Raw genomic sequence first — 18,525 nt, forward strand, 5'->3', positions numbered from 1 at the left:
CCATGAGCACACCGGACGACACCGGCGCCGAGACGCCGCTCGCCGACGAGGAGATCCAGGCCCTCCGCGAGGAGATCGACCGCCTCGACGCCGAGATCCTGGCCGCGGTCAAGCGCCGCAGCGAGGTCTCCCAGATCATCGGCCGCACGCGCATGGCCTCGGGCGGCACGCGCCTGGTGCACTCGCGCGAGATGAAGGTGCTCGAGCGGTTCTCCGAGCTCGGCCGCGAGGGCCACACCCTCGCGATGCTCCTGCTCCGCCTGGGCCGGGGCCCGCTGGGCCGCTAGCCCGACAGTTCGCGATCAGCCGCGGGCCGGCATCCCCGTGAAGAACTCGACGAGGGCGTTCGGCGCGCCGTCGCCCAGCATCATGGTCGCCATCTCGTCCGCGGACGCCGCGGACCGCTCCGCACGGACGAACATCTCACTCTCGTAGGCGACGAGCGCCGCCTCGGGGTCGCCGGGGTTCTCGACGAGGTGCCTGGCCAGCTCGGCACCGTCGAACAGCGCGATGTTGGCGCCCTCGCCGGCCGGCGGGCTGACGTGCGCGGCGTCGCCGACCAGCGTGACGCCCGGAACGTGCCCCCAGCGGAGGCCGACGGGCAGTGTGTACAGCCGCCGCGGTATGAGCGGCGTATCGGATTCCCTGATCAGGCGGAGCACCTCGTGCGACCAGCCCGGGTACTCCGCGACCACATGTTCGGCCGCCGACGGTGCCGACCAGTCGATCCCGTCGGCCCAGGCCTCGTCGACGTGCAGCTGGGCGTAGGTGTGCACGATGCCGCCGGCCTCGGCGTGGGTGCTGATCCCGCGGCCGGGCGCGAGCGCGAACATCGCGCCCTCCCCCACGAGCTCGGCGATGCCCGGATGCCGGCGCGGGACGTCGTGCAGGTAGGTCTCGACGAACGTGGTGCCGTAGTACGCGGGCTTCGCGTCCGTCACCAGGGCACGCACCCTGGACCAGGCACCGTCGGCCCCGACGAGCAGGCCGGTGGCGACCACCGTCCCGTCGGCGAACGTCAGCTCGTGCCGGCCGGCGCCGAGCGCGCGCACCGCCACGACCTTGGCGCCCCAGCGGATCGCGCCCTTCGGCAGCGCGTCGATGAGGAGGCGGCGCAGCTCACCGCGGAGCACCTCGGGGCGGCCGCCGTTCCCGTCGTCCGGGAGGTCGAGCAGGACGGTGCCGTCCCGGCCGAGGGCGCGGGTCGCCTCGCCGCCCTCGTGGATCAGCGCGCGGAACTCCGCGGTCAGCCCGGCCGCCTCGATCGCGGCCTGACCGTCGGCCTCGTGGATGTCGAGCTGGCCGCCCTGGGTGCGCGACATGGGCGTCGGCTCCGCCTCGTAGATCACGGCGTCGATGCCGTGGATGTGCAGCACGCGGGCCAGGGCGAGTCCGCCGAGCCCCGCGCCGACGATGGCGATGGGTGTCGTCATGGCGATCTCCTCACATGTTTGGAACGATGTTCCATAACAGTTTGGAACACAGTTCCATTCGTGTCAAGATGGAGGCGTGCCACCCCGTAGCCGCCGCACCGACGCCCTCACCCGCGACCGCATCGTGGACGCCGCGATCGAGCTGCTCGACGAGAGCGGCGCCGACGCACTGACCTTCCGCGCCCTCGCGGGCTCGCTGAGCACCGGGAGCGGCGCGATCTACCACCACGTCGCCGGCAAGGACGAGCTCCTCGCCGCCGCGGCCGACGCCGTCCTGCGCCCGATCCTCGCCGCGCCCGGCGACGACGACCCGCGGGAGTCGATCCGCGCACTGGCGCTCGCGCTGTTCGACACGATCGACGCCCATCCCTGGCTCGCCGCGCAGGCGATGGCCGATCCGGGCCGCCCGGCGAACCTGCTCCTCAGCGAGCGGATCGGCAGTGCCGTCCTGGCGATGGGGACGCCGGAGGCGGCCCTGTTCGACGCCGCCACCGCGATCGTCGGCTACGTGCTCGGCGCCGCGGCGCAGAACGCGGCCAACGCCCGCTCGGATCTCGCGCGCAGCGGGCGGAGCCGCGAGGAGTTGCTGGGCGCCGTCGCCGACCGCATCGAACTGCTGGACCGCGACGAGTTCCCGTACCTGCACCGGATCGCCGCCACGATGGCCCACCACGACGACCGCGCCCAGTTCCTCGCCGGGCTGGACCTGCTGCTGACGGGTGTCGCGGCCCTCTGACGGCCGCACCACAGCTGCTGCGATCCGTCAAGGATCACGTTCACGGTGCCACCGAACCCCAGGTCGAAGGGCCTGTTTCCGCAAGACTAGCGGGCATGCCCAGCCCTCACGACTATCTTGTCTGCGCCAGCCAGCGCAGCGGGAGCACCCTCCTCGTGGAGTCGCTCGCGGCCACCGGCGTCGCCGGGCGGCCGCAGGAGTTCTTCCAGTACTACCCGTCCAGCTCGCTCTCCCCGCAGCCGCGCGAGTGGTTCGCCGGCGTCGACGATCCGTCGCTGCTCGACCTCCTCGACCCGATCGATCCCGGCACCGTCGACCCCCGGACGCCGGAGCAGTGGCGCGACGACGTGCTGAGCGAGGGCCGGACGCCCAACGGGGTATGGGGCGGCAAGCTCATGTGGAACCAGACGCCCGTCCTCGTGACCCGCACGCGGATCGCGTCGGGTTCGGTCCGGACCGCGATCCGGTCCCTGTTCGACGGTGCCGACCCCCTGTACGTGCACGTCCATCGGCCCGACGTGGTCGCCCAGGCCGTCTCCATGTGGCGCGCCGTACAGACCCGGGTGTGGCGCGACGACCCCGATCACGACCGCGAGCGCGACGAGCGCGCCGTCTACCGGGCCGACGGGATCGCCCACCTGGCCGGGATCCTCCGCGAGCAGGAGCGGTCGTGGCGGGCGTGGTTCGCGTTCGAGGGCATCACGCCGCTCGAGATCGACTTCCACGAGCTCATCGCCGACCCGCAGAAGACGACGGCCCGCGTCCTGGACGCGATCGGTCAGGACCCGCAGCTCGCGCCCCCGCCGCCGCTGAAACCCCAGTCCAACGATCGCTCCAAGGAGTGGGCGGAGCGCTACCGCGCCGACGCCGCCGAGAACGGATACCCGCTATGAGCACCGTGACCGCTATCGACGAGCTGCGCGTCCTCGAGGCCGAGGCCGTGCACATCATCCGGGAGGTCGCCGCCGAGTTGGAGCGGCCCGTGTTGCTGTTCTCCGGCGGCAAGGACTCGATCGTCCTGCTGCGGCTGGCGGAGAAGGCCTTCCGGCCCGCGCCGTTGCCCTTCCCGATCCTGCACGTCGACACGGGCCACAACTTCCCCGAGGTGATCGACTTCCGCGACCGGCGCGTGGCGCCCACCGCCGAGAACCCCGACGGCATCGAGCTCATCGTCGCCTCGGTGCAGGAGTCGATCGACACGGGGCGCGTCGCGGAATCGACCGAGTCCTCCGGCTCGCGCAACCGGCTGCAGACGCGGACCCTGCTGGACGCCCTCGAGGCCGGCCGCTTCGACGCCGCGTTCGGCGGCGCCCGCCGTGACGAGGAGCGCGCCCGCGCCAAGGAGCGCGTCTTCAGCTTCCGCAACGAGTTCGGCCAGTGGGATCCACGGGCCCAGCGCCCCGAACCCTGGTCGCTGTACAACGGCCGCATCCGGCGGGGCGAATCGGTCCGCGTCTTCCCGCTGTCCAACTGGACCGAGCTCGACATCTGGCGCTACATCGAGCTCGAGGGCCTCGAACTCCCGCCGATCTACTACGCGAGCGAGCGCGAGGTCTTCGAGCGCGACGGGATCCTGCTCGCCGTCTCCGAGTTCACGCAGCCGCGCGACGGCGAGACCGCGCGACGCGAGTGGGTCCGCTACCGCACCGTCGGCGACCTGACCATCACCGGCGCGGTCCGCAGTCGCGCCACCGACATCGCCACCGTGATCGAGGAGATCTCCGCCGCCACCGTCTCGGAGCGGGGCGAGACCCGCGCCGACGACCGCACGTCGGCCGCGGCCATGGAGGACCGGAAGAAGGAGGGGTACTTCTGATGACCGAGGTACTCACCAGGAACACCACCCGCCAGCTGCTGCGGCTCGCGACCGCGGGCTCCGTCGACGACGGCAAGTCGACGCTCATCGGCCGCCTGCTGCACGACACGGGCAGCCTGCCCACGGACCACTTGGACGCCGTCACCGACGGCGATGAGGTGGACCTCGCGGCGCTGTCCGACGGCCTGCGCGCCGAGCGCGAGCAGGGCATCACGATCGACGTCGCCTACCGCTTCTTCTCCACGGAGTCCCGCAGCTACGTGCTGGCGGACACTCCGGGACACGAGCGCTACACCCGCAACATGTTCACCGGCGCCTCCAACGCGCACGTCGCGATCCTGCTGGTGGACGCGCGGAAGGGCGTGCTGCGGCAGACGCGGCGACACGCGCGGATCGCCACTCTGCTCGGCGTGCCGCACGTGATCGCCGCGGTCAACAAGATCGACCTCGTCGACTTCTCCGCGGACCGGTTCACCGCGGTCGAGGCGGAGCTCGCCGAGCTCGCGACGCAGCTCGGGCTGGAGACGATCCCCGCGATCCCGGTGGCCGCCAAGCTCGGCGACAACGTGGTGCACCGCTCGGCGCACACCCCCTGGTACGGCGGCCCGACGCTGCTCGACTACCTCGAGGGCGTCGAGCTGCGGGCGCCGTCGGCGCGGGCCACCGAGCTGCGGCTCCCCGTGCAGTGGGTCTCCCGGCCCACCGCGCAGCTCCGGCGCCGGTACGCGGGCCGCATCGCGGCGGGCACCCTCGCCGTGGGCGACGAGGTGCTCGTGCTCCCGTCGGGCAGCCGGAGCACGGTGACCGCCCTTGACACCCTCGACGACGACCGGACGACGGCCGTCGCGCCGCTGTCGGTGTCCGTGGAGCTGGCCGACGACATCGACGTGGGCCGAGGCGACGTGCTGGTCTCGGGCGCGGCCGACGCCCACCTACCGGTGAACGCGCGCGAGCTCGAGGTCACGGTCTGCTGGCTCGCGGAGAAGCCGCTGCGCGCCGGCGACCGTGTCGCGCTCAAGCACGCCACATCGACGGTCCGGGCGACGGTGCAGTCGCTGGAGCGGCGCCTGGACCCGGAGACGCTGATCGAGCAGGTCGGCCCCAGCGAGCTGGCTCTCAACGACATCGGGACGGTGACGCTGCGGACCTCGTCGGTGGTGGTGGCGGACCCGTACGTGCAGAACCGGGACACCGGCGCGCTCATCCTCATCGACGAGTCCAGCAACGACACCGTCGGCGCGGGAACGATCAGCGAGGCCCGCGAGGTGATCCCCGGCAAGGCCACCCGCAACGACATCCGCTGGCACCCCAGCTCGTTGGGCCGGCCCGAGCGCTGGACGAAGACCGGCCAGCGCGGGGCCACCGTCTGGTTCACGGGGTTGCCCGCCTCGGGCAAGTCGACGGTCGCGGTCGCCCTGGAGCGCGCGCTGGTCTCGCGGGGACGCGTGGCGTACCTGATCGACGGCGACAACATCCGGCACGGCATCTCCGACGATCTGGGCTTCTCCCCCGGCGACCGCGCCGAGAACATCCGCCGGGTGGGGCACCTGACGCGCCTCTTCGCGGACGCCGGAGTGATCGCCATCGCGTCCCTGGTCTCGCCGCTGCGCTCCGACCGGGAGATCGCCCGGGAGTTGAACCTGGCGGCCGACATCGACTTCCTCGAGGTGCACGTCTCCACACCCGTCAGCGAGTGCCGCAAGCGGGATCCGAAGGGCCTGTACGCCCGGGCGGACCGCGGCGAGCTGCGGGGACTGACGGGCGTGGACGGCCCCTACGAGAAGCCCGACGATCCCGACCTGCGCTTCGACACCACCGGCGCCGACACCGACGAGCTCGCGCAGCGGGTGATCGCGCTGCTCGTGGAACGGGGAATACTCGAGGAGTGAGCTGCTGCACGCCCGAGGGCCCGGACCTGCCGCCGCACGCCGGTGCGGCGCCGGGCGGCGGTGCGGCGCCGGGCGTGCACCCGATCGCGCAGGCGCAGATCCCCGCCGGGGCCTTCGCGATGGGTGACGCCCGCGGCGACGGCTACCGCGCCGACGGTGAGCTGCCCGTGCACCGCGTCGCGCTGCCGGCGTTCCAGATCGACGCGACGACGGTGACCGTCGTCGCGTTCGCGGCGTTCGCCGACGCCACGGGGTACGTCACCGACGCCGAGCGCTTCGGCTCGTCGGCCGTCTTCCACGCGTCCGTGGCTGATCCGTCGAGCGGGGTGCCGGTGCCGGGCACCCCGTGGTGGCTGACGGTGCCGGGCGCGACCTTCCGCACGCCCGGCGGTCCGGGCACCGTCGCCCTCGACGACCATCCCGTCGTGCACGTCTCGCACGCGGATGTGCTGGCCTACTGCGCCTGGACCGGGCGGGCGCTGCCGACGGAGGCGCAGTGGGAGTACGCGGCGCGCGGCGGCCTGGACGGCGCGCGCTACCCCTGGGGTGATGAGCACCCCGCACCGGGACGGGACTGCAACATCTTCGTCGGGGACTTCCCCGAGCCCGACGGTGCGGTCGGCACCGTCGCGGCGCGCTCGTACGCACCCAACGGCTACGGCCTGTACCAGGCGGTGGGGAACGTGTGGGAGTGGTGCGCCGACCGGTACTCCGCCCGCTACTACCGGGTTTCGCCCGAACACTCCCCTACCGGACCGGACCGCGGGACCGCCCGGGTGCTCCGCGGCGGTAGCCACCTGTGCCACGACTCCTACTGCTACCGCTATCGCACGGCTGCCCGGAGCCACAACACCCCGTCGTCCTCCGCGAGCAACATCGGATTCCGCACCGTGTCCGATTCTGATATCGCGATTCCATAGATTCGATATACGCCGGAGGTGCGACATGTCCGTAACGCTGCCCGAATTCCGCGACGTACCGCTGAAACTCACCTCCTTGCGTGCACCTGAGGGCCGCTTCGACCGGGCGCGGGAGGAGTTGCGCTACGCATCCAATCAGGACATGGTGGTCAGCCTCGTGTAACTGGCGCTCAAGCAGAAACTCCAGCGGGCGATGATCGAACGGATCGCGTCGAATCCGGACGGTCCCTACGCCGCGCTGGCCGATCCCGAGTTCCTCACGGAGGCGAGGCGGTGACGCCTTCGCCCGTCGAGCGCCCCGTTCCGCACATCGTCGACAACTCCGTGTGGTCGAGAATCCAGACCGGCGAGATCACCATCACCGCGCTGGAGTCGTTCACGACGGGAGGGAATCTTCTTGCAACATGTACACCGCAGCTCCTCGAGGCCCTCTGCTCCACGCGCTCACCTAGCGAATGGGATTCCGAGTACGCGCTGAATTGGGAGTTCCTCGATGTGCTCCACCCCGGCATCGAAACCCACGCCGTCTCCGTGGAGTTGCAACGTCGCCTCTGGCACGCCGGCAAGGTTCGCGCCGCCGGCCCCGTCGACACGATGATCGCCGCGATCGCCCTCCGCCACGGTGCGATCGTGGTCCATCACGACGGCGACTACGAGCAGATCGCCGAGGTGGCACCCGAGTTCCAGCAGGTGCGCGTGTAGGTCAGGCGTTGACGGCGTCGGAACCGGGGACGTGCTCGGCCGACCCGTGGGCGGCCAGCTCGCGGCGGGCGCCCTGCGGACGACGCGAGGGCAGCGGGGTCTCGTCGGCGTCGGGCTCGGCGCGGCCCGCGAAGAAGGCGGCCATGAAAGCCTCGGCGATCGCCGTCCCCTCGGCCTCGGACGGCAGCACGTCGCCCGTCTCCTCGCGCCAGTTCGCCAGCACCCCGGCGAGCCGGCGGGCCACCCACTGGTAGGCGGGCTCGTCGATCACGTTGTGCCGCTCGTAGGGGTCGACGACCAGGTCGTAGAGCTCGCGCCGGGCGCGGGGCGCGGCGGTCTCGTACGGGTCGAGCGAGGCGGCGGACGAGCTGTCGGCGATGTCCAGCGGCAGTAACAGCGCGGGCCGGTCGGCGTAGTTCTCGATGTAGCTGAACTGCTTGGTGCGCACGGCGCGGATCGGGTCGTAGGCGTCGTGATAGGTCTTCTGGGTGAACAGCCCGGCCCGCACCTGCTCGCCCGTCGGTTCCAGCAGCTCCGCGGCGTGGGTCTCGCCGTCGACGTCCTCCGGCAGCGGCAGGCCGAGCAGGTCGAGCACCGTCGGGGTCAGGTCCACACCGGAGAACAGGTCGTCGTAGACCCGGGGCGCAAGGCCGAGGGACCGCGGGGGACGCACGATGAAAGCGACGCCGGTGCCCTCGCCGTAGAGCGTGGACTTGGCCCGGGGGAAGGCCAGGCCGTGGTCCGTGATGAACAGGATCCACGTGGTCTCGGCCAGCCCCAGCTCGTCGACGGTGTCGAGCAGCCGCCCGACCGCCGCATCGGCCTGCGTGATGCTGCCGTGCAGCCCGGCCAGGTCGTCACGCACCTGCGGGGTGTCGGGGAGGAAACCGGGCACACCGATCGCGCCGGGATCGGCGGGCGTGTACTGGTCAGCCGGGTACGGGCGGTGCGTCTCGAAGAAACCGGCGGTGAGGAAGAAGGGCCGCCCGTCGCCGCCGCCGACGTGGTCGGTCAGCCAGGCCTGCGACTGCGCGACGACGTAGTCGCACAGCGAGTCCGAGACGTCCACGGTGTCGAATCCGAGGCGGGTCGGGTCGGCACTCTCGTGCTGCATCCCGAACAGCGCGCTGCGGTAGCCCGCCGCACCGAGCAGCGCGGGCAGGGTGCGCACGTGGTCGCGGTACTCGAAACCGTGGTGCGCCAGCCCGACGAGACCGTTGCGATGCGGGTGCAGGCCGGTGAAGAGCGAGCCGCGGGCCGGCGAGCAGAGCGGGGCGGTGGCGTGGGCGTCGGTGAACCGGATGCCCTCGGCGGCGAGGCGGTCGAGGTTCGGACTGACCACGCCCTCGGCTCCGTAACAGGTGAGGTGTCGGCCCAGGTCGTGCCAGTGCACCAGGATCACGTTCTCCCGGGTGCCGGTACCCGCCTGCTTCTCCACCACACCTCGACGTTGCCACAGCTCACCGTGCTCCTGCGAGATTTGCACTCACAATGAGCTGAGAGTGACGTCCGTCACTGCAGGGCGATGTAGCGGGTCTCCAGGTACTCCTCAATGCCCTCGCTGCCGCCCTCGCGGCCGAAGCCGGAGGCCTTGACGCCGCCGAACGGGCCGGCGGGATCGGAGATCACGCCGCGGTTCACGCCCACCATGCCCGCCTCGATCCGGTCGGCCACGCGCAGCGCGCGATCGAGATCCTTCGTGAAGATGTACGCGGCCAGTCCGTACTCGGTGGCGTTCGCCGCCGCCACGCCCGCGTCCTCGTCGGCGAAGGAGACGATGGGCGCGACGGGACCGAAGACCTCCTCGGTGAGGATCCGCGCGTCGGCGGGGACGTCGGCGAGCACCGTCGGCGGGAAGAAGTGGCCGGGCCCCTCGGGCGCGACCCCACCGAGCCGCAGCGAGGCGCCCTTGGCGACCGCGTCCTGCACCAGCTCGGAGACGATGGCCTGCTGGTCCGCGGAGACCAGCGGGCCGATCGTGACGCCCTCCTGCACTCCGGGGCCCAGCACGTACTGAGCCATCCCGTCGACGAGCTTGGCGGTGAACTCCTCGACCACCGACTCGTGCACGTGGAAACGGTTCGCCGCGGTGCACGCCTCGCCGCCGTTGCGCAGCTTGGCGAGCAGTGCCTGGGCGACGGCCTGGTCGACGTCGGCGTCGTCGAAGACCACGAACGGCGCGTTGCCGCCGAGCTCCATCGACGTGCGCAGGATGCCGGGCGCCGACTGGGCGATCAGCGCGGCGCCCACCTCCGTCGACCCGGTGAAGGTGAGCTTGCGCAGCCGCCGGTCCTCGAGCAGCGGCCCCGTCAGCGCCCCGGACCTCGACGTGGGCAGCACCGAGATCACGCCGTCGGGGACGCCCGCGTCGCGCAGCACCTCCGCGAGCAGCAGCATCGTCAGCGGGGTCAGGCCGGCGGGCTTGACCAGCATCGTCGCGCCGGCGGCCAGTGCGGGACCGATCTTGCGGGTACCCATCGCGAGCGGGAAGTTCCAGGGCGTGATCGCCAGGCACGGCCCGACGGGGGCCTTGCTCACCAGGATCCGGCCGGTGCCGGCGGGCGCGGGCGTGTACCGGCCGGCGATCCGGACGGCCTCCTCGGAGAACCACCGGAAGAACTCGGCGCCGTAGCGGACCTCGTTCACCGATTCCGGCAGCGCCTTGCCCATCTCGAGCGTCATCAGCAGGGCGAAGTCGTCCGTCCGGGCGATGAGCCCCTCGTAGGCGGCGCGCAGGATCTCGGCGCGCTGGCGGGCGGGCGTCGCGGCCCACGCAGGACCCGCGGCGACGGCGGCATCCAGCGCCGCGGCGCCGTCCTCCGGCGTGGCGTCGGCGACCTCGACCAGCACCTCCTCGGTGGCCGGGTCGTGCACCGGAAAGCTTGCGCCCGAACTCGAATCGCGGAAGGAACCGTTCACGAAGATCCCGGTGGGGATGCGGTCGAGGAGGTCACGGATACGCTGCTCGGTTGCCATACCGCCACCCTAGCTCCGCGCCGCGCGTACGCGCACGGCGTTCTCCCCGGGCCTGCTGTGACGTCGTGCGCGAACCGCCCGCGGGAGGCGGACAGGACACTAGGCTGACGCCATGAGCGACAGCGACATCACCGCGTCCACCGCCTGGCGGAACCTCGTCGACCATCACCGTGAGATCGCCGGCACCTCCCTGCGGGAGCTGTTCGCCGCCGATCCGCAGCGCGGCTCGGAGTTCGTCTTCCGGGTCGGCGACCTGTACATCGACTACTCCAAACACCGCGTCACCCGCGAAACGCTGGGCTTGTTGGCCGCGCTCGCGGACGAGGCCGGTGTGGCCGCCCGCCGCGATGCGATGCTCGCGGGCGAGCACATCAACGCCACCGAGGACCGCGCCGTCCTGCACACCGCGTTGCGCGCACCGTCGAGCCTGGATCTGCGGGTGGACGGGCAGGACGTGACCGGCGACGTGCACGACGTGCTGGAGAAGATGGGCGCCTTCAGCGAGGAGGTGCGCTCGCGGCGCTGGCGCGGCGCGACGGGCGAGCCGATCACCGACGTCGTGAACATCGGCATCGGCGGCAGCGACCTGGGGCCCGCGATGGTCTACAAGGCGCTGCGCTCCTACGTGCAGCGCGGCATCACCTGTCATTTCGTCTCCAACGTCGACCCGGCGGACGTGACGGCGACGCTGGCGCACCTGAATCCGGCGACGACGCTGTTCATCGTCGCGTCGAAGACCTTCGGCACCCAGGAGACATTGACCAACGCCCACGCCGCCAAGCGCTGGCTGCTCGACGGCCTGGGCACCGGCGAGGAGGCGGTCGCCAAGCACTTCGTGGCCGTCTCGACCAACGCCGACCGGGTCGCCGCCTTCGGCATCGACACCGCGAACATGTTCGGCTTCTGGGACTGGGTGGGCGGCCGCTACTCGGTGGACTCCGCGATCGGACTGTCCGTGATGATCGCCGTCGGCCCCGAGCGCTTCGGCGAGTTCCTCGCCGGCTTCCGCGCCGTCGACGAGCACTTCGCCTCCGCGCCGATCGCGGAGAACGCGGCGATCATGTTGGGCCTCATCGGACTCTGGTACTCGGACTTCTTCGGCGCGCAGTCCCGCGCCGTGCTCCCCTACTCCCAGGATCTGGCGCGGTTCCCCGCGTACCTGCAGCAGCTCACGATGGAGTCCAACGGCAAGTCCGTGCGGATCGACGGGACTCCCGTCACCGCGGACACCGGCGAGATCTTCTGGGGCGAGCCCGGCACCAACGGCCAGCACGCCTTCTTCCAGCTGCTGCACCAGGGCACGCGGCTGGTCCCGGCGGACTTCCTCGGCTTCGCGGAGTCGACCGACGACCTGCCCACCACGGACGGCGTCGGCACGATGCAGGACCTGCTCATGAGCAACCTGTTCGCGCAGACCAAGGTGCTCGCCTTCGGTAAGACGGCGGATGAGATCGCCGCCGAGGGAACCGATCCGAAGGTGGTGCCGCACAAGGTGATGCCGGGCAACCGGCCCACCACCACGATCCTCGCGCCGAAGCTCACGCCCTCGGTCGTGGGCCAGCTCATCGCGCTCTACGAGCACCAGGTCTTCACGGAGGCCGCCGTGTGGGGCATCAACGCCTTCGACCAGTGGGGCGTCGAGCTGGGCAAGGTACAGGCGGGCGAGCTGCTCCCCGTCATCGCGTCCGACGAGGCCCCCGCCGCGGACCTCGACTCGTCGACCGATGCGCAGGTGCGCTGGTACCGCACCCAGCGCGGCCGGGCCGTCTGACCGCATGACGACGCAGCGCCCCGTCGTCGGGGTGATCGGGCTGGGCGCCATGGGCGCCCCGATGGCGCGGCACCTGCTGCGCGGGCACGGCGCCGTGCACATCACGGCCCGGCGGCCGCGTCCCGATCTGGTCGCCGACGGTGCCGTCCAGCACGCCGACGCCGCCGCGCTCGTGGCGGTCGCCGACGTGGTGCTGCTCATGCTGCCGGACCTGCCCGAGGTCGAGGAGGTGCTCGCGGGCGGGCTGCTCGACGGCGACCGCCCCCTGCTGCTCCTCATCGGCTCGACCTCGTCGGCACCCGGGGTGCGGGCGCTCGCGGACCGTCTGGACCGGGAGACCGGCGGCCGCGTGCGCGTCGTCGACGCGCCCGTCTCGGGCGGCGAGGACGGCGCGATCGCCGGCACGCTGTCGATCATGATGGGCGGCACCGAGGAGGACTGCGCCCTGGCCGCGACGGTCCTGGCGCCGTGCGGCACCCCGGTGCGGCTCGGACCGCTGGGGGCCGGGCAGGTCGCCAAGGCCTGCAACCAGCTCGTCGTAGCCGCGACGATCGCCGCGCTGGGTGAGGCGACGGTGCTGGCCGACCGATCGGGCATCGACCTGCGAACAATGTGGGACCTGCTCGGCGGGGGCTACGCAGCCTCGCGCCTGTTGGACACGCGCAAGGAGAAGCTCGTCTCCGGCGACGATGCGCCGTCGGGGATGGCGAAGTACCTGCTCAAGGACCTGAAGTCCGGGGCCGAGGTCGCGGCCGCCACCGGCACGGAGGCGGCGCTGCTCCCCGCGCTGCTGGCGGAGTTCCAGGAGATCGTGGACGCCGGGCTGGGCGAGCGCGACATGGCCGTCACCCGGCGATTCATCGCCGAGCGGACGCCGGGTGCGGGCTAGGTCCACGACACTCGGGAGGAATCACGAGGACTTCGGGATCTGCCACGTGCCGTCCGAGTTGCAGCTGAGCACGAAGCCCTGGCTGCGCTCGAGGGCCAGCTTGCCCGTCGGGTATCCGGCGCAGCTCTCGCCGATGCTCCCGCGGGCGTAATCACTGACATCAGGGTCGGCGTGGGCGGGAGCCGCCGCGACGATGAGAGCGATTCCGGCTGCGGAGGCGATCGTGGCCGTCTTGATGAATGTGCGCATTTCGCACCACCTTTCGTCCCCGATAACGCTAGGGACGACGAGGCGACGGCACATCCGGGCCGAACCCCCGGGTTCTGCGGAATCGCCTCAGGGCTGAGCCCCTACCCCGCCCGGGTGGGGGGCGGCCGTCAGACCAACCTGCGAGTGAGCTCGTCGGGCGCGTGGCGCAGCACCGCGCCCAGCGGCGTCCACGGCCACGACGGGACGGCGGCCTCCTTGGGCTCGCGGTCGATCGCCTTGACCAGCGCCTTCACACCGGCGTCGAGGGAGGACTTCATCGAGGTCTTCACGTCCTTGTTGATGTCGGTGTCGATGAAGCCCGGCTTGATGACGGTGACCCTGATGTCGCTGCCCGCGAACTCCGCCTGCAGCCCCTCCCCCAAGGCGGTGACCCCGGCTTTGCTCGCGGAGTAGGCCGCCTGCGCCTTCGACATGCCGCGCTGTCCCGCGATGGAACTGATCAGCACCAGGTGGCCACGGCCCTGCGCGCGGAAGACCTCGAGCACCGCCTCGACCTGCGCCACCGCGCCGGTCAGGTTGGTCTGGATCGTCTCGAGGTTGGCGTGCGCCTTCCCGGTGCCGAGCGGCGCCCCCTTGCCGATGCCGGCATTGACGATGGCGCGGTCGAGACCACCGAGCCGCTCGACGACGTCGGCGATCGCGACGGGCACCGCGTCGAAGTCCGTGACGTCCAGCCGGCCGATCTCCACGGCGCCCGCGTCCGGCAGCGGCGTGAGTTCGGCACGGAGCGCCTCGAGCCGGTCGAGGCGCCGGGCCAGGAGCCCTACGTCCTCGCCGCGCTCCGCATACGTCCGAGCCATGCCTTCGCCGAGACCGGAGCTGGCTCCGGTGATGAGGATCCGCATTCCCCCACCCTATCCACACCGTGGGTTCCGTCGCCGCCTTCGACGGTGCCGTGCGCGTCGCCGCCGGCGGCCAGCGCCGGGCCGCCGAGACCCGTGCGCGCGAAGATCTGGATCAGGGGGCCGACCCCCACCGCGTACAGCAGGGTGCCGAATCCCAGATTGCCGCCGAGCAGGAATCCCATCGCGACCACGGCGATCTCCATGGACGTGCGCACGAGACGCACCGACAGGCCCGTGCGCCGCACCAACCCGGTCATGAGGCCGTCGCGCGGGCCCGGCCCCATTCCGGCGCCGATGTAGAGGACCGTCGCGAAGGCGTTCGCCGCGATCCCGGCCAGCAGGATCGGTACTGCGATCAGCAGTGCCGGCGAGGCCGGGAAGAACGGGGACATGACGTCGAAGGCGATCCCGATCACGAAGACGTTGGCGATCGTGCCGAAGCCCGGTCGCTCCTTCAGCGGGATCCAGGCCAGCAGCACCAGCAGGCCCACCACGATGATGACCGCGCCCACCGACACGCCGAGGTGGCGGGCGATCCCCTGGTGCAGCACGTCCCAGGGCATGTTGCCCAGGCCCGCGCGCACGATCGCCGCCATCGCGGTGCCGTACAGCCACAGTCCGGCGAAGAGCTTCACGAGTCGCATCATCATGTCGTCCACTGTGACGCCCAGTGGACTGATGATCCATAGCCAGTTCTGACATACTGGCCTGGTGTTCCCCTCAACTGGCACTGTCGGCGCGGCCGCCCTGACCCGTCAGCTCGGCTCCTGGAAGCCCGACGGTCCGCGCCCCGCCTACCTCGCGCTCGCCGAAGCCCTGCGCCTGCTCGTCCTCGACGGGCGGGTCCCCGTCGGGACCGCACTGCCGAGCGAGCGCGCCCTCGCCGCCCACCTCCAGGTCAGCAGGACGACGGTGACCGCCGCCTACGCCGAGCTCCGCGACAGCGGTCACCTGCAGTCCCGGCAGGGGGCGCGCAGCGTGCTCACGCTGCCGCACGTCGTGCCCGCCGAGCCCTCGGACACCGGGCCCGAGGCCGACCTGATCCGGCTGAACATCGCGGCACCGTCGGCCCCGGATCAGATCGTCCACGACGGCTACCGGCACGCCCTCGAGTGCGCGCCGCCGTACCTCGCGGGCATCGGCCTCTACCCCGACGGGGTGCGCGCACTGCGCGAGGCGATCGCGCGCCGGTACACCGACCGCGGCCTGCCGACCGACTCCGAGCAGGTGCTGGTCACCTCCGGAGCGCAGCACGCGCTGCGCGTCGTCCTCGACACGGTGGTGCACCCCGGCGACCGCGTGATCGTCGAGCAGCCGACGCACCACGGGACCATCCTGGCCCTGCGCCGGCACAACGCGCGGCCCGTCGCCGTGGGCCTGCACCCGGAGCACGGCTGGGACCTCGACCAGCTCGAGGCGGTGGTCAAACAGCAGAATCCGCGGATCATCTTCACCATCCCCGACTTCCACAACCCCACCGGACTGCTGCTCGACGAGGCCGGGCGGCGCCGGCTCTGCGAGATCTCCGCGCGCTACCGCGTGCCCGTCGTCGTCGACGAGACGATGGCCGAGCTGGCCCTCGACGCGCCCGCGCCCCCGCCCGTCGCCGCGTTCGCCCCTCGGGGTGCTCGGATCATCACGCTGGGCTCGGCGAGCAAGACCATCTGGGCGGGCCTGCGGGTGGGGTGGATCCGCACCGAGTCCGCGCCCGATTCGATGACGGCGGCCCGCTACGACATGGACCTCGCGGGCGCGGTCTTCGAGCAGCTCGCCGCCGGCTACGCCCTCGACCACCTCGCCGACTTCCTGCCGGCGCGGCTCGACTCGCTGCGGGCCTCCCGGGACGTCGCGCTGCGGGCCGTCGCCGAACACCTGCCCGGCGCGACCGTCTCCCCCGGCGTCGGCGGGTTGTGCCTGTGGGTCACGCTGCCACGCCCCGTCGGGACGGCCACCGCGGCCGCCGCCGCGGGGCTCGGCGTGCGCATCGCCGCCGGCTCCGCCTTCGGGGTCGACGGTGCCCTGGAGCGCAACCTCCGCGTCCCGTACACGCTGCCGGCCGACCAACTCGAGCGCGCGATCGAACTCGTGGGTGCGGCCTATCGTTCGGCGACGGGCGGGGCGACGGGCGGCACGGACCTGGACCGGCAGCTCGTGGTGTGACTACGCGCCGCACGCGGAGGGGCGGGCGCGGGCGCCGCAGAAGGCTGCGCCCTCGCCGGATGCCGAGGTCGAGACGATGTCCGTAGCGGAGTCCAGCCGGAGTACGTCCGATGGCACGAGGGACACCGCACTCGGCGGTCGCGCGGCGGTGATGACCTGCGTCCCTGTGGCGAAACCCTCGCCGCGGGTCTCGTGCCTGATCACGAAGTCGTACGTGACATCGCTCGCGCAGTTCGCGCCGGCGTCGTCGCACAAAGTCCGGTAATAGCCGGTACCGGTGCCGTCCGCGCGGACGGTAAGACCGCGGCCGTGGCCGCCGTACCACCCGGCGAGGAGCGAGGGCTGCACGCGGAGATAGTGGTACGAGGTCCCGCGATTCGGGATCGTCAGCGTCATCGCCGTCCAGTCGATCGCGCCGATGAGCATGCGGGTGCGCGGGTCCCCCTCGGTCTGCACCGCAGCCACGGTCACCCCGTCCGATTCGGTCACCGAGACCAGCTCCCAGCGGTGCGACCCGAGGACGCGCCCGGAGAAGTCCAGAGTTTGCGCAGTGCCATCGATGAGGTATCGATCCCAGATCTCTGACGGCGACTCGGTGCGCACCCAGGTCCCCACGACGAGGTCCCGGACGCGGTCCAGATCCGCCGCCGGCGAAAACAGCGAGGACGCCGTGGAGGATGCCGAGGGCGGGGTCCCGTAGTCAACAACGGCGTCATGCGTACACGCCGAGATCAATGCGGCTACCAACAGCACGACCGCGGATTTCACCCTCATGGATTAAAAATAGTCGCCCGTAGATAGCAGATCTCGAACATGCCGCGCAGATCGATCACTCCGCGCCGGATTCCAGACCGTAGATTGTCCCCGTGACCTTCGGATCCTTGGTGCAGTACTACGGCCCTCCTCCCGGGAGCCGCTCCGCGACGTGGATCGTCTACACCACGTTGACGGTGTACGCCGCCTACGCCGCCGCGATCACCTGGACCTGGGCAGTCAGCCCCGCATCGCGCGCCACCACCACCGCCGTCCTCATCGGCCTCTTCGTCGTCTCGACGGCGGGATGCGTTGCACAGGCGATCGGAACAGGAAGCCGGCGCGACGGCCGACCCACCTACTACGCGATGAACCGAGACGGCACATGGGTGCCGTTCGTCGCGCTCATTACGCCGCGTCGCGTCGCCACGGGGCCCGCTATCGGCGCCGCGATACTGGCGGTCCTGACCGCCGGAGTGTTCCTGCGTCACAGCGGACCCACGATGCTCGACGTCGTGGCGTTCGGGGTGTACACGGTCGCCGCGAACGGCGCGATGGCTCTCAGCTACCGCCACGTCCGGAACTACCACCGCTCCGCACCTGTCGACCCGCAGTGACGTCGGACACATTCGCCACTCCCCGGAATCACTGGGACCGCGGTCCGGTTGTAGCGTGCAGAACCGACGACCTCCGCTGGAAGGGACCACCCCCATGGGACAGAACAACACCGCACGTGACCTCGGACTTCTCGCCCTGCGCACGGCCGTGGGCGGCGCGCTCGCGTACCACGGCTCGCAGAAGCTGTTCGGGTGGTTCGGCGGCCACGGCCTCGAGGCCACCGGCCAGGGCTTCGAGTCGATGGGCTTCGCGCCCGGCAAGCCGAACGCCGCCCTCGCCGGCGCGGGCGAACTAGCCGGTGCCGCGCTCGCGCTCGGCGCCGCGACCCCGCTGGCCGCGGCCGGCGGCGTGGGCGCGATGCTCGTCGCCGCCGAGGTGCACCGCCCGCAGGGCTTCGCAGCGCAGAGCGGTGGCAACGAGTACCCGATCACCCTCGGTGTCGCCGCCGCCGCGCTGGCTCTGACCGGCCCCGGCAAGTACTCCGTCGACCACCTGCTGGGCGATCGCCTGAACAAGCCGTGGCTCGCCGTGGTCGCGCTCGGCGGCGCCGTCGCCGGCGGCGCGATCACCATCGCCCGCCGCAACGCCGCACTCGCGCAGGCCGAGGCCGTCTCGGAGGAGATCGAGAAGGAGTCCGCGGAGGGCGATGTCATCCTCGGCGATTACGACCCGGAGACGGGCAAGAACGACGGCGCGGACAAGCTCATCAAGTAGTCCCCGCCGCCGCGGCACTCACCGGCCGCGAGA

The 18,525-nt window shown here is 71.6% G+C and carries 20 protein-coding genes; 13 read left to right on the forward strand and 7 right to left on the reverse strand.

What is annotated here, in order from left to right; genetic code table 11:
• Nucleotides 1-2: 2 nt before the first annotated feature.
• Nucleotides 3-287, forward strand: coding sequence for a chorismate mutase (locus tag FK268_RS04990; RefSeq protein ID WP_126194936.1), 285 nt, complete (start codon nucleotides 3-5; stop codon nucleotides 285-287).
• Nucleotides 288-302: 15 nt separating this feature from the next.
• On the opposite strand, the gene FK268_RS04995 is transcribed toward FK268_RS04990, so the two are convergent.
• Nucleotides 303-1,433 (reverse strand): FAD-dependent oxidoreductase, encoded by a 1,131-nt coding sequence (locus FK268_RS04995; protein ID WP_146431655.1) that lies wholly within the window; start codon nucleotides 1,431-1,433, stop codon nucleotides 303-305.
• Nucleotides 1,434-1,509: 76 nt separating this feature from the next.
• Between FK268_RS04995 and FK268_RS05000 the strand changes: the two genes are divergently transcribed.
• The 7 genes from FK268_RS05000 (at nucleotide 1,510) to FK268_RS05025 (ending at nucleotide 7,496) form a co-directional block, all read left to right on the forward strand.
• A complete protein-coding gene (locus FK268_RS05000) occupies nucleotides 1,510-2,169 on the forward strand; it encodes a TetR/AcrR family transcriptional regulator (RefSeq protein WP_146431657.1) in 660 nt (219 codons plus the stop codon).
• Between the two features lie 95 nt (nucleotides 2,170-2,264).
• Nucleotides 2,265-3,062: a trehalose 2-sulfotransferase gene (gene stf0, locus FK268_RS05005; protein WP_146431659.1), complete on the forward strand. Its 798-nt coding sequence runs from the start codon at nucleotides 2,265-2,267 to the stop codon at nucleotides 3,060-3,062.
• Nucleotides 3,059-3,985 carry a sulfate adenylyltransferase subunit CysD gene (gene cysD / locus FK268_RS05010; RefSeq protein WP_146431661.1) on the forward strand — a complete coding sequence of 309 codons (927 nt, stop codon included), beginning with the start codon at nucleotides 3,059-3,061 and terminating at the stop codon, nucleotides 3,983-3,985. The genes stf0 and cysD overlap by 4 nt, the downstream gene beginning before the upstream one ends.
• A complete protein-coding gene (gene cysC / locus FK268_RS05015) occupies nucleotides 3,985-5,874 on the forward strand; it encodes an adenylyl-sulfate kinase (RefSeq protein WP_146431663.1) in 1,890 nt (629 codons plus the stop codon). The genes cysD and cysC overlap by 1 nt, the downstream gene beginning before the upstream one ends.
• Nucleotides 5,871-6,794 (forward strand): formylglycine-generating enzyme family protein, encoded by a 924-nt coding sequence (locus FK268_RS05020; RefSeq protein WP_146431665.1) that lies wholly within the window; start codon nucleotides 5,871-5,873, stop codon nucleotides 6,792-6,794. Before cysC ends, FK268_RS05020 begins: the two co-directional genes overlap by 4 nt.
• A 25-nt stretch (nucleotides 6,795-6,819) precedes the next feature.
• Entirely contained in the window at nucleotides 6,820-6,957 is a 138-nt protein-coding gene (locus tag FK268_RS24130; protein WP_158636040.1) for a hypothetical protein, read from the forward strand.
• Between the two features lie 110 nt (nucleotides 6,958-7,067).
• Nucleotides 7,068-7,496, forward strand: coding sequence for a PIN domain-containing protein (locus tag FK268_RS05025; RefSeq protein WP_158636041.1), 429 nt, complete (start codon nucleotides 7,068-7,070; stop codon nucleotides 7,494-7,496).
• A gap of 1 nt (nucleotide 7,497) precedes the next feature.
• Here the strand turns inward: FK268_RS05025 and FK268_RS05030 are convergent, their stop codons facing one another.
• Together FK268_RS05030 and FK268_RS05035 are read right to left on the reverse strand one after the other, a co-directional pair.
• Nucleotides 7,498-8,934, reverse strand: a complete 1,437-nt coding sequence (locus tag FK268_RS05030; RefSeq protein WP_146431926.1) for a sulfatase family protein — start codon at nucleotides 8,932-8,934, stop codon at nucleotides 7,498-7,500.
• Nucleotides 8,935-9,008: 74 nt separating this feature from the next.
• Nucleotides 9,009-10,472 carry an NAD-dependent succinate-semialdehyde dehydrogenase gene (locus FK268_RS05035; RefSeq protein ID WP_146431669.1) on the reverse strand — a complete coding sequence of 488 codons (1,464 nt, stop codon included), beginning with the start codon at nucleotides 10,470-10,472 and terminating at the stop codon, nucleotides 9,009-9,011.
• Nucleotides 10,473-10,584: 112 nt separating this feature from the next.
• Here FK268_RS05035 and pgi point away from each other — a divergent pair, with 112 nt between their 5' ends.
• Together pgi and FK268_RS05045 are read left to right on the forward strand one after the other, a co-directional pair.
• Nucleotides 10,585-12,243 (forward strand): glucose-6-phosphate isomerase, encoded by a 1,659-nt coding sequence (pgi, locus tag FK268_RS05040; protein WP_146431672.1) that lies wholly within the window; start codon nucleotides 10,585-10,587, stop codon nucleotides 12,241-12,243.
• A 4-nt stretch (nucleotides 12,244-12,247) separates the two neighbouring features.
• A complete protein-coding gene (locus FK268_RS05045) occupies nucleotides 12,248-13,132 on the forward strand; it encodes an NAD(P)-dependent oxidoreductase (protein WP_146431674.1) in 885 nt (294 codons plus the stop codon).
• A gap of 21 nt (nucleotides 13,133-13,153) precedes the next feature.
• On the opposite strand, the gene FK268_RS05050 is transcribed toward FK268_RS05045, so the two are convergent.
• From FK268_RS05050 to yczE, 3 genes are all read right to left on the reverse strand, one after another.
• Entirely contained in the window at nucleotides 13,154-13,381 is a 228-nt protein-coding gene (locus FK268_RS05050; protein ID WP_146431676.1) for a hypothetical protein, read from the reverse strand.
• A gap of 128 nt (nucleotides 13,382-13,509) precedes the next feature.
• A complete protein-coding gene (locus FK268_RS05055) occupies nucleotides 13,510-14,247 on the reverse strand; it encodes an SDR family oxidoreductase (protein WP_146431678.1) in 738 nt (245 codons plus the stop codon).
• A complete protein-coding gene (gene yczE / locus FK268_RS05060) occupies nucleotides 14,166-14,897 on the reverse strand; it encodes a membrane protein YczE (RefSeq protein WP_146431679.1) in 732 nt (243 codons plus the stop codon). The genes FK268_RS05055 and yczE overlap by 82 nt, the downstream gene beginning before the upstream one ends.
• 61 nt (nucleotides 14,898-14,958) lie before the next feature.
• Between yczE and yczR the strand changes: the two genes are divergently transcribed.
• Entirely contained in the window at nucleotides 14,959-16,407 is a 1,449-nt protein-coding gene (yczR, locus tag FK268_RS05065; protein ID WP_146431681.1) for a MocR-like transcription factor YczR, read from the forward strand.
• Here the strand turns inward: yczR and FK268_RS05070 are convergent, their stop codons facing one another.
• A complete protein-coding gene (locus FK268_RS05070; protein WP_146431683.1) occupies nucleotides 16,408-17,181 on the reverse strand; it encodes a hypothetical protein in 774 nt (257 codons plus the stop codon).
• A 92-nt stretch (nucleotides 17,182-17,273) separates the two neighbouring features.
• Between FK268_RS05070 and FK268_RS05075 the strand changes: the two genes are divergently transcribed.
• Together FK268_RS05075 and FK268_RS05080 are read left to right on the forward strand one after the other, a co-directional pair.
• On the forward strand, nucleotides 17,274-17,777 hold the full coding sequence (locus tag FK268_RS05075; protein ID WP_146431685.1) for a hypothetical protein: 504 nt from the start codon (nucleotides 17,274-17,276) through the stop codon (nucleotides 17,775-17,777).
• A gap of 94 nt (nucleotides 17,778-17,871) precedes the next feature.
• Nucleotides 17,872-18,492 carry a DoxX family protein gene (locus FK268_RS05080; protein ID WP_146431686.1) on the forward strand — a complete coding sequence of 207 codons (621 nt, stop codon included), beginning with the start codon at nucleotides 17,872-17,874 and terminating at the stop codon, nucleotides 18,490-18,492.
• The last annotated feature ends 33 nt before the right edge of the window (nucleotides 18,493-18,525 follow it).

The sequence above is a fragment of the Tsukamurella sputi genome, from assembly GCF_007858445.1.
GTDB lineage: Bacteria > Actinomycetota > Actinomycetes > Mycobacteriales > Mycobacteriaceae > Tsukamurella > Tsukamurella sputi.

Bases quoted from the DNA above. Each gene is read 5' to 3' on its own strand.
- FK268_RS24130 (WP_158636040.1), top strand. From the start codon at position 6,820: ATGTCCGTAACGCTGCCCGAATTCCGCGACGTACCGCTGAAACTCACC.
- yczE (WP_146431679.1), bottom strand. From the start codon at position 14,897: ATGATGATGCGACTCGTGAAGCTCTTCGCCGGACTGTGGCTGTACGGC.
- stf0 (WP_146431659.1), top strand. From the start codon at position 2,265: ATGCCCAGCCCTCACGACTATCTTGTCTGCGCCAGCCAGCGCAGCGGG.
- FK268_RS05055 (WP_146431678.1), bottom strand. From the start codon at position 14,247: ATGCGGATCCTCATCACCGGAGCCAGCTCCGGTCTCGGCGAAGGCATG.
- FK268_RS05035 (WP_146431669.1), bottom strand. From the start codon at position 10,472: ATGGCAACCGAGCAGCGTATCCGTGACCTCCTCGACCGCATCCCCACC.
- FK268_RS04990 (WP_126194936.1), top strand. From the start codon at position 3: ATGAGCACACCGGACGACACCGGCGCCGAGACGCCGCTCGCCGACGAG.
- cysC (WP_146431663.1), top strand. From the start codon at position 3,985: ATGACCGAGGTACTCACCAGGAACACCACCCGCCAGCTGCTGCGGCTC.
- FK268_RS05070 (WP_146431683.1), bottom strand. From the start codon at position 17,181: ATGAGGGTGAAATCCGCGGTCGTGCTGTTGGTAGCCGCATTGATCTCG.
- FK268_RS05045 (WP_146431674.1), top strand. From the start codon at position 12,248: ATGACGACGCAGCGCCCCGTCGTCGGGGTGATCGGGCTGGGCGCCATG.
- cysD (WP_146431661.1), top strand. From the start codon at position 3,059: ATGAGCACCGTGACCGCTATCGACGAGCTGCGCGTCCTCGAGGCCGAG.
- pgi (WP_146431672.1), top strand. From the start codon at position 10,585: ATGAGCGACAGCGACATCACCGCGTCCACCGCCTGGCGGAACCTCGTC.
- FK268_RS05080 (WP_146431686.1), top strand. From the start codon at position 17,872: ATGGGACAGAACAACACCGCACGTGACCTCGGACTTCTCGCCCTGCGC.
- FK268_RS05050 (WP_146431676.1), bottom strand. From the start codon at position 13,381: ATGCGCACATTCATCAAGACGGCCACGATCGCCTCCGCAGCCGGAATC.
- FK268_RS04995 (WP_146431655.1), bottom strand. From the start codon at position 1,433: ATGACGACACCCATCGCCATCGTCGGCGCGGGGCTCGGCGGACTCGCC.